The 7,847-nt window shown below is 56.3% G+C and carries 6 protein-coding genes; 3 read left to right on the top strand and 3 right to left on the bottom strand.

Features of this window, described 5'->3' with window-relative positions; genetic code table 11:
• Positions 1-160: 160 nt before the first annotated feature.
• Together B7G66_RS13905 and B7G66_RS13900 are read right to left on the bottom strand one after the other, a co-directional pair.
• Positions 161-820 carry a type 1 glutamine amidotransferase domain-containing protein gene (locus B7G66_RS13905; protein WP_003619902.1) on the bottom strand — a complete coding sequence of 220 codons (660 nt, stop codon included), beginning with the start codon at positions 818-820 and terminating at the stop codon, positions 161-163.
• A 316-nt stretch (positions 821-1,136) separates the two neighbouring features.
• Positions 1,137-2,042, bottom strand: coding sequence for a LysR family transcriptional regulator (locus B7G66_RS13900; protein ID WP_003619904.1), 906 nt, complete (start codon positions 2,040-2,042; stop codon positions 1,137-1,139).
• Positions 2,043-2,158: 116 nt separating this feature from the next.
• On the opposite strand from B7G66_RS13900, the gene B7G66_RS13895 reads away from it, so the two are divergent.
• The 3 genes from B7G66_RS13895 to B7G66_RS13885 all read left to right on the top strand — a co-directional run bounded on the left by B7G66_RS13895 (position 2,159) and on the right by B7G66_RS13885 (position 7,520).
• Positions 2,159-3,874: an NAD-dependent malic enzyme gene (locus tag B7G66_RS13895; protein WP_040510783.1), complete on the top strand. Its 1,716-nt coding sequence runs from the start codon at positions 2,159-2,161 to the stop codon at positions 3,872-3,874.
• Between the two features lie 53 nt (positions 3,875-3,927).
• Positions 3,928-6,003: an FUSC family protein gene (locus B7G66_RS13890; RefSeq protein WP_003619908.1), complete on the top strand. Its 2,076-nt coding sequence runs from the start codon at positions 3,928-3,930 to the stop codon at positions 6,001-6,003.
• A 302-nt stretch (positions 6,004-6,305) separates the two neighbouring features.
• Positions 6,306-7,520: a cation:proton antiporter gene (locus tag B7G66_RS13885; RefSeq protein WP_003619910.1), complete on the top strand. Its 1,215-nt coding sequence runs from the start codon at positions 6,306-6,308 to the stop codon at positions 7,518-7,520.
• Here B7G66_RS13885 and B7G66_RS13880 read toward each other — a convergent pair.
• Positions 7,471-7,847: winged helix-turn-helix domain-containing protein (locus tag B7G66_RS13880; protein WP_275404488.1), on the bottom strand; the 377-nt coding region annotated here is incomplete at its 5' end. The genes B7G66_RS13885 and B7G66_RS13880 overlap by 50 nt on opposite strands.

The raw sequence follows: 7,847 nt of genomic DNA, 5'->3' as shown, positions 1-7,847 counted from the left end.
AATTTTTCTTGTTTTTTATCAATGACTTGTTTTCAAACAATCTCATATGCCCCCTTTTGAACCGTTGCAGGCATGACCGCTACCCGGCCGGTGGCTGCATTACGTCCATTACCAGAACATTTTCTGAAAATTTCTGTTTCTTACCAAAGATCTGTCGCAGTCACCCGACAGCTCCATGCCCTGTCGAAACCATGATGGGACGCATGGCAAACAGCGCCACGATGGCAGTGCAGAAAACCTTCAGATTATCTGGATGACGTGATGTCACCAGCATACCATCCGTCACGACATCGCGATCCACCCAGTTTCCCCCGGCATTTGTCAGATCGGTGCGCAGGGAAGGCCATGATGTAAGCGTACGTCCCCCCACGCCCCCGGCTTCAATCAGGGGCCATGGGCCGTGACTGATGGCGGCGATCGGCTGTCCCGCCTTCACGAATTCCCGCACGAAACGCACCGCGTCGCGATCCATACGCAGGCAATCGGAACAGGTGATCCCCCCAGGCAGCAAAAGGCCGTCAAACATTGCCGCATGTACTGCGCCGACCTGTATATCGACATGATACCGGTTGGTGGGATGAATATCGGCTTCCATCGCCTGGATATCCACACGGTTGGGGGAAATCAGCAACGTCCGTGCCCCAGCCTGCCGCAAGGCAGCGACCGGATCGGTCAGTTCCACTTCCTCCACCCCGTTTGTCGCAAGTATTGCAATCGTCCGCCCGCCCAGGCGACTGCCATCACGCCGCACGGGATTGCGTGGTAACGACGTACGGCACGGTCCCAACCTGACCGGCAAGGGGATATTGCGCAGGGCCATGGACGGCCTCCATCAACGATGGAAAAGGAAGGAAGTAGCACTCTCGTCCACCACCAACGGCTGCAGGTGGATCGTGTTCCCACGCAATCACATATTTCTTGGGACGGCCGAAACCAGAGTGAGCACGCCTTCATGACGTCCGGTCAAAGCCTTGGCATGGCACCAGTTTCACAGGAACGAAGCATTTTTCGTAGACTATTGAACAAAACAGTCAGGAGACGTTTTATTTTCACACGAAGTGCGCAGAATTTTTATATGAATGGTTGTTATATATTAAGGTGCTTTTCCAACGATCATTTCAATAACATCTGGAATATCAGGTTCCAAAATCATGTTGCCTCAAGGCACGTTTAACAAAATCAAGGAAAAATCGCACCCGCGGTGGCAGATGCGTGCGTGACGGATAAATCGCGCACAACACGACATCTTCCCATGCATACGCACTCAGGCATTCAATCAGTCGTCCGCATTTCAGGTCATCTGCGATATCCCACAAAACCTTCAATGCAATTCCCTGCCCACTTACTGCCCAGTCATGGACGACCTCGCTGCTGGAAGCGGCAAGATGGGGTGTGACATGGATTTCCTTCCGCGTCTTGCCATCATAATATGCCCATTCATTAAAGATCCTCTGCCGCCGCAACAGGCAGATGCAGTCATGTTTAAGCAGGTCATGGGGCGTGGCAGGCAATCCCTTGCGCACGGAATATGCAGGGGAGGCACAGACCACGCGACGGCTGCTTATCAATGTCGTGGTCATGACGTCCTGATCGGGCGGCATGCCCGCGCGAATTGCAATATCAAGCCCGTCATCAATGACATCAAGCCCTGCATCCGACAATGTCAGGTGGACCGTGACATCGGGATATTTCTCTACAAATGCGGCGACGATACCCGCAAGCATCTTCCGCCCGAGTTCAGATGGAACCCCCACCCGCAGGACCCCGTGGGGAATACCGGCCTTGGCCGTGACCTCGGCCTCGGCTTCCTCGATTTCATGCATGATACGGGTTGCACGTTCATGCAACCTCTGTCCTTCCGCCGTCAGGGCAAAATGACGCGACGTACGGGTGACAAGCCGGGTGCCAAGCCGTGCCTCAAACCCACTAAGCCTCCGGCTCATGGCGGCGGGCGACATGCCCATGACACGGGCACAGCCTGCAATACTGCCTGCGGCGGCGAGGATGCAAAAGAATTTAAGGTCGCTGATTTCGTCGGGCATGCGACCTCCATGATTGCATGTGGCGTACGGTTGCCGTGCATGAACGGGCTCTACACGGGATTGTGCAGACAGGTATTGTGCGCACTGTTTCATCGTCATCGCAATATTGAGTTCCCATGCCTGCTTCCGCGCAACCGTCGTGCATCCCCTCGCGAAAAATTAGCCTTAATGGACATAACCTTCTGGAAAGTCATGTTTTTAACAAGGGAAATGCCTTCGATATGCGGGAACGAGACCTGTTCGGACTGCATGGCTTCCTCCCGCATAATGTCACGACACTGGAACATCAGGTTGCCCGTGCGACGCGGCGCCTTGAGGCCCTGCCGGACAATTTTTCGCGCCATGTTGCGCTGCGTGAAATCCAGGACCGCAACGAAACACTTTTCCATGCCATCGTGGCGCAGTCACTCGAAGACTATCTTCCCATTATCTACACCCCCTGCATCGGGCGCGCCTGCCAGCAGTTCAGTCAGATATGGACCCGTCCACGTGGTCTGTTCCTGAATTACGACGACCGGGGACGCATTGCAGACATCCTGTCCGATACGCGCTGGGACGATGTGCGCGTCATCGTGGCAAGTGACGGTGGCAGCATCCTGGGGATCGGCGATCAGGGCGCGAACGGGATGGGTATCCCGATCGGCAAGCTTGCGCTCTATACCGCCTGTGGTGGTCTGGACCCTGCCTGTGCGCTACCGATCCTGCTGGATGTCGGGACCGATAATGAAACATTGCTCAACGACCCGGATTACATCGGATGGCGACACCGGCGCGTACGCGGTGCTGACTATGACGCATTTATCGCGGAATTCGTCACGGCGGCGGAAGCGCGCTGGCCCCGGATTGCCCTGCACTGGGAAGATCTGGCCGGGGAAGACGCCCTGCGTATCCTCAGCCGTTATCGCGAACGGATGTGTACATATAATGACGATATTCAGGGCACGGCCGGGGTAACTGCTGGCGCCCTGTTGGCTGCAATTCGTGCAGGTGCTGCGCCGCTTGCGCAACAGCGGGTCGTCATCTTTGGCGCGGGCGGGGCAGGGTGCGGCATTGCCGACCTTCTGTCACGTATGATGATGGCCGAAGGAATGCCACCGGCGGAAGCACGGGGCAGGTTTTTCATGATCGACGTCGATGGCCTGGTCCGGCACGGCATGGCGGGAATGACGGACGGGCAGGCTTCTTTTGCACAGCCACACGACATCGCAGCACGATGGAATGTCGCGGATCCTGCGCATGTATCGTTGTCCGAAGTGGTGGCGCATGTCCGTCCCACGATGCTGATTGGCACATCAGGGCAGGGGGGGGCATTCACGCGCGAAATCATTGCCCCCATGACCCATATGCCGCAACGTCCCGTGATCTTTGCCCTGTCGAACCCGACCGCCAATATCGAGGCCACGCCATCCAACCTGCTGGAATGGACGGATGGGCGCGCCATTATCGGCACAGGCGGCCCGTTTGCTCCGGTTGTCTTTGGCGGGCGCGAACGCCCGGTGGACCAGATCAATAACTCATATGTCTTCCCCGGCATTGGCCTCGCTGTCGTGGCCGGGGGGATCACCCGCATGACTGACGGCATGTTCCTTGCTGCCGCGCGGGCGCTGGCGGCGATATCCCCTGTCTCAACGTTTCAGGAGCCGGCATATGCAGCGCTGCTGCCACCGGTTTCCGACCTGCCAAAGGCCGCGATCGCAGTCGCGCGTGCCGTTATTAACCAGGGTCAGGCAGAAGGTGTGGCCCCGCCAGCCACTCAGGACGAAATTGAAGTCGCGCTGGACAGAGCGATATGGACACCGCGGTACCGCCCATATGAAAAGGCGGTAAGCTGAAAACTCTTCAGCTCCAAATGATGTCATTATTACATCGGCACAGATAGCTGCTGATGTGCTTTCTGTATTCTGCCAGTACCACTCTGCCCCGTTTCGCGTGGCAGGCGTGTCGTGACAGGCTGCGTTGGCTGTACTGCCCATCGTTACCAGCCATCGGCTTTGCCGCACGCAATACGCTGGCGTCGCTTATCGCGCTGGCCGCCGCATTGTGGATGGAACTGGACAGTCCGCAGTGGGCAGTCGCCACCGTATGGTCGGTCGCACAGGTGCGCCGTGGCGAAAGCATGTCAAAGGCGCGCTGGCGCATTGTCGGCACCTTGGCCGGGGCCGTTGCGGCCGTGGTGTTCATTGCCGCCTTTCCACAACAGGCATGGCTGTTTTTCCCGGCGGTCGCAGCCTGGATCGGGTTGTGCAGTTTTCTTGCGACATTCAGTGTCAACTTCAGATCTTACGCCTTTGTACTGTCCGGATATACCTGTTCGATTATTGCCGTGGCCGCCGCGTCGCAGCCTGACAATGTATTTTTCATCGCGGTATCGCGCGCGACCTATATCGTTCTGGGTGTAGTGTGCGAGGCTGCCATGGCGTTGCTGTTCGCGCATAACCTTGCATCGCGCGCCCGCGCCACGATGCTGGCGCGGGTAGAGGATGTCCTGCACCGCCTGGCATCCCTCCTGCGTGAAATTGTACTGTATGATCGTGAAACATTGATTCACGCAGGGGAATTTTCGGACGTGATGGTCTCCGTCCATCATGGAATTGAATTCCCAGCCATTGAAATGGGGCGACATTCGCACGCAGGTGATCATGCCCGGGCGGTATTTGCCAATATCTCGATCATGGTAACACGCCTTGTTGGCCTGTCGGGCAGCATGGAACGCGCGGAACTGAGTAAAGACCCACTTCTGGTGGATACGCGCGGCAGGTTGCTGCAACTGTGTGATCGACTGGTATCCTGCCGACTGCAACGCAACATGCTGGACACATTGTTGCGTCACGTAACGCAGTTACACGCATTGTTCCAGGACCGGGCCAGATCCGAAAATGATGAAACGCGCCGGATTACACACAGCGTTTTGTGTGACGCAATGGCAGACCTTGCCACCGCCATCACACATTGCCAGGCCATTTTCATGCCCCCGCCGCATGACCGTTTCCGCTTCCGGCTGCCTGGCCATCGGGACCTGCGTCTTGCCTTTCACAACGGATTGCGGGGGGCCATCGCCATCGTTGGCGCGGGCATGATTTACGAAGTGACGGCATGGCCGGGGGGAATGGGATTTATTGCAATCACGACGCTGGTATGTGGCCTGTTTGCAACCCGCGAGAACCCGGTCGTAGGAACCTCGCGCTTCCTGTCGGGGGCAATATGGTCCGCTGTTGCAGCAGGATGCCTTGACCTGTGGATTATTCCGTATCTTGCGGATTATGAGGTACTGGCCCTCGTCCTTGGGGTTTTTCTGTTCGTTGGGGGACTGGCAAAATACAATCCCGCCACGGCAGGGGCGGCGGCGGCCTATGGATTATTGATGCCGAACCTGCTGATGCCCGGCAACCAGCTTCGCGTCGATGAGGTCACGTTCCTGAACGCAGCCCTGCATACCGTGCTTGCTGTGGGACTAAGCCTGCTGGTATTCCGTCTGGTACTACCTTTTGATGCACGCAACGAACGGGGGCGGTATGGTAGGCATATACGGGTGGAATTGCGCGGATTATGTGTCATGCCACTGCCGCCTTTGCCACAGTGGTGGATCGGCGCAAGCGTGGACCGGATCGGGCGCCTGGTGCGGCATGCTGCACGGACTTCAGATCATACTGCGGCAGGCGACATACGCCAGACATTGCTGCTGTCGGCGGTTGGCCTTAATATCCTGCTGCTGCGGCAGTTGAAACGTGAACAACGTCACGAAGCATCGCAGACGCTGACCCTGCTGATGCGGGCTCTGGCACGATACAGGCCAATCAGTCGACGAGGGATCGCCATGATATCCGTGGCACGTCGCCGCGTGCTGCTGATGCTGCGGCGGGAACCGGATAACCTGTGGCTGCTGCGGGTTCTGGGCTGTCTTGACGGGATCGGGCGCGCCGCCTCTGATTGTGTGACAGAGAACCGCACCAGCCAGGAATAAGGCCTGTTGACAACAGCCTGCTTTTCCCAAGGTCCTGACATTTTATAGCACGAAAATATATAAATACATTTTTTATTCAGGATAGTATTTCAAAACCCTCAGGCAGAAAACTGATTTTCATGACACTATGTGACATGGTTGTGATATCATATTTTCTGTCAATAGAATTTACGGCAAATGAAAAATTGGATCTTCATCTTTGATGATGAAAATCTGAAAAACACATGAACCATGTTTCATTTGCATATCTGATATATTAATATATAATGTCATTCGCATAAATTAAAAATAAAGAGAACGATATGGATCAACTTCTTCATTTTTTTGCGGACGTACTCCTGTTCGTTTTTATTCCTTCACTATTATGGCGTTGGTCACAGAAAACCATACCGATTGTCGTAATTCCGATATTGGTGGGGATCGTGATTGCGGTCACGAAATATCCCGTGGGAACATGGGGTATCCCATCGCAATATGGGGAAGATGTCGGGTGGATTGCCGTCCTTGTACTGGCATTTACGGCCGGGCTGGATATGTGGCAGTTCTCCGACGGGGTTGACCCGAACCAGAACTTTACCGCTCCCTCTATGGGACGCCTGTTAGGCAGTGCGCTTGTCGCCCTAGGGGTTCCGTTCTGTATCGGCTCCGTGCTGATCTATTTTTATTTCCTCCCATTGCATGGCTGGGAAACCCCGCATGGTAGTTCCACGATTGGTGCCATGTCCATTGGGCTATGCCTTGCGGTCAGTGCGTTACCCGTAATGATCGGGGTTGTGCGCGAACTTTCCCCCGCCGAACGTCCGATGGGGCATCTGGCGTTACGGCTGGCGATTGTTGATGATGCGGCCCTGTGGATCGGGCTGGCATGCCTGCAATTCGCGGCCGAAGGGCCTGGTGCCTTTCATGGGTGGCATATCACACAATTCATTGCCGTGGCTGTGCTTGGCGGACTGGCACTCATCAGCAGTACCGCCGCGTACCGCCTGCCACATCCCCCGTTATGGGTCATATGGGCGGCAGTTCCCCTATGGCTGGCAAGTGGTGCATGGGCCAGCATGCAGATCGGGTTGCATGAATTAATCGGCGCCTATTTTGCAGGGGCGATCATGCCCCCCAAATGGGTCCGTCGCCTGCCTGTGGAACGGGTGGGGACGTTTTCCCTGCTCTGGCTTGCGCCCATGTTTTTTGGCCATAGCGGAATGCACATCAATGGGGAGGCGCTGACATGGCCGTCCGTTATTGCCTCACTGCTGCTGGTGGTCATTTCCATTACGACCAAGATGGGGGCCGTCGTCCTTTATCCGCCATCACCCGATATGTCGCGCCAGCAGGCACTTGGCATGGGGGCCCTCTTGCAATGCAAGGGGCTGATGGAAATCGTTGCCGCCACCATCTTGCACAACAAGGGCATGATATCTGAATTCGCATATGCATCGTTAATGGTGCTTGCGGTCACATCCACGACCCTTACTGGACCGATGTTCCGTCTGGTGACACGCTGGAGGCGGCCGGCATAGGGACTGACTGCACTGGTTCACGCGCAATCAGTTTTGCCAGCGTCAGCGCCTCTGCCGCTGCTGCCACAGCGGGAAAGGGTTTACCTGAACGTTGGGCGATATCCATCAGGGAATGCGTCCCATCGGCAAGGTTCAGAACCCAGAGCAGGGTCATCTGGTCAAAGGCAGGACGGGGGGAGGCATCGCCATCCCCACCACCAATCGCCTTGTAAAGCCCCCTGCGCCCCAGTTGCGGTTCGCCGTAGGGCGCAAGGCTGTGCGGATAAAAATCCGTCTCCATCATGGATATAATACCAATTTGTTTTGGCTGTGACTCAGGGGGGGGGG

Origin of the sequence: Novacetimonas hansenii JCM 7643 (genome assembly GCF_000964405.1) — a bacterium.
Taxonomy (GTDB): domain Bacteria; phylum Pseudomonadota; class Alphaproteobacteria; order Acetobacterales; family Acetobacteraceae; genus Novacetimonas; species Novacetimonas hansenii.
Note: the sequence above shows the minus strand (reverse complement) of the source record. Positions and strands in the feature narration are given on the sequence as shown.

Excerpts from the sequence above, each read along its gene's own strand:
- B7G66_RS13885 (WP_003619910.1), top strand. The coding sequence starts at position 6,306 with ATGGATCAACTTCTTCATTTTTTTGCGGACGTACTCCTGTTCGTTTTT.
- B7G66_RS13890 (WP_003619908.1), top strand. The coding sequence starts at position 3,928 with ATGTGCTTTCTGTATTCTGCCAGTACCACTCTGCCCCGTTTCGCGTGG.
- B7G66_RS13905 (WP_003619902.1), bottom strand. The coding sequence starts at position 820 with ATGGCCCTGCGCAATATCCCCTTGCCGGTCAGGTTGGGACCGTGCCGT.
- B7G66_RS13895 (WP_040510783.1), top strand. The coding sequence starts at position 2,159 with ATGCCTGCTTCCGCGCAACCGTCGTGCATCCCCTCGCGAAAAATTAGC.
- B7G66_RS13900 (WP_003619904.1), bottom strand. The coding sequence starts at position 2,042 with ATGCCCGACGAAATCAGCGACCTTAAATTCTTTTGCATCCTCGCCGCC.